The organism is Cupriavidus sp. R6-3 (assembly GCF_059772245.1).
In genome coordinates, this window is record NZ_JCBAJO010000433.1 from 1 (window position 1) to 1,546 (window position 1,546).

2 protein-coding genes are annotated in these 1,546 nt (G+C 71.8%); both read left to right on the plus strand.

What is annotated here, in order from left to right; genetic code table 11:
• Nucleotides 1–510: ribosomal protein S18-alanine N-acetyltransferase (gene rimI, locus AC6EI8_RS26435; RefSeq protein WP_498383383.1), on the plus strand; the 510-nt coding region annotated here is incomplete at its 5' end.
• Nucleotides 507–1,546, plus strand: a 1,040-nt coding sequence (locus AC6EI8_RS26440) for a uracil-DNA glycosylase (protein WP_498383384.1), incomplete at its 3' end; no start/stop codon positions are given. The genes rimI and AC6EI8_RS26440, both read left to right, overlap by 4 nt.

Here is a 1,546-nt window from a genome sequence, read left to right on the forward strand (position 1 = left end):
CCCGGCGGCTGGGCGCTGGCGCGCATGAGCGCGCGCGACCTGGACGCGGTGGTCGACATCGAGCAGCGCGCCTACAGCCATCCGTGGACCCGCGGCAATTTCGAGAACTCGGTCAAGGCCGGCCATATCGGGCTGACACTGCGCGACCCGGCCGGCAAGCTCGCCGGCTATGCGGTGCTGATGCCCGTGGTCGACGAGATGCATTTGCTCAATATCACGATCGAGCCGGCGCGCCATCGGCAGGGCCTCGGCAAGCTGCTGCTCGCCGTGGCGCTGGCCACCGCGCATCAGCATCGGCTGCCCAATGTGCTGCTCGAAGTCAGGCCGTCGAATACCGCCGCGCTGGCGCTGTACGAGGCCGCCGGCTTCGAGACGATCGGCCGACGCAAGGGCTATTATCCGGCCGCCGACGGGCGCGAGGATGCGCTGGTGCTGCGCCGCCGCTGGGGCACGGAGCAGGGCACGGAGCAGGACGGGCAGCAGGGCGGCCCGCGGGGGGCATCGGCATGAACCGGCGCACGCTGTTTCTCGAAGCGCTCGGCATCGGCACCGAATGGGTGCCGCGCCATGCCGAGGCGGTGCAGGCCGAGCCCGAGTCCGCGTCGGCATTGGCCGAGGCGGTGAGCCACGACGCGCCGAGCCACGAAGGGCCGAGCCGTGAAGCGTCGGGCAGTGAAGCGCCGAGCCGCGAAGTACTGAGCCGCGAAGCGCCGACCAACGAAGCGCCGAGTCGTGAAGCGTTGGGCCGTGAAGCGCTGAGCCAGGAAGCGCAGGGCCCTGAAGCGGCAAGCCCGATGGCCGCCGCCGCGCCGGCACCGCGCCAGCCGACCATCCCGCTCGTGCCGATCATGCAGAGCCTGCCCGACGATGGCCTGCCGCTGTCGGAAGGCCAATCCATCGCCGCGCCCGCCGACGACCTCGCCACGCTCGACTGGCAGGCGCTGGAAGCGCGCGTGGCCGGCTGCACGGCCTGCCAGTTGTGCAGCACGCGGACCCGCACGGTGTTCGGCGTCGGCGACCGCGAGGCCGACTGGATGCTGATCGGCGAGGCCCCGGGCGAGAACGAGGACCGGCAGGGCGAGCCCTTCGTCGGCCAGGCCGGCAAGCTGCTCGACAACATGCTGGCGTCGCTGCAGCTGGCGCGCGGGCGCAATGTCTTCATCGCCAACGTGCTCAAGTGCCGGCCGCCCGGGAATCGCAATCCGGAGCCGGCCGAGGTCGAGCAGTGCGAGCCCTTCCTGCGCCGGCAGATCGCGCTGGTGCGCCCGCGCCTGATCGTCGTGCTGGGCCGCTTCGCCGCGCAGACCCTGCTGCGTACCACCACGCCGATCAGCAAGCTGCGCGGCACGGTGCATCGCTACGAGGGCATCCCGGTGGTCGTGACCTACCACCCGGCCTACCTGCTGCGCACGCTGACCGACAAGGCCCGCGCCTGGGAAGACCTGTGCCTGGCGCGCGATGTCTATCGGCAGAACGATCCGGCCGCGCCGGCCGATCTGCTCGACTCCCCACGGACCGGCGCTGCCGGCAGCGGCGATGCGGGAGC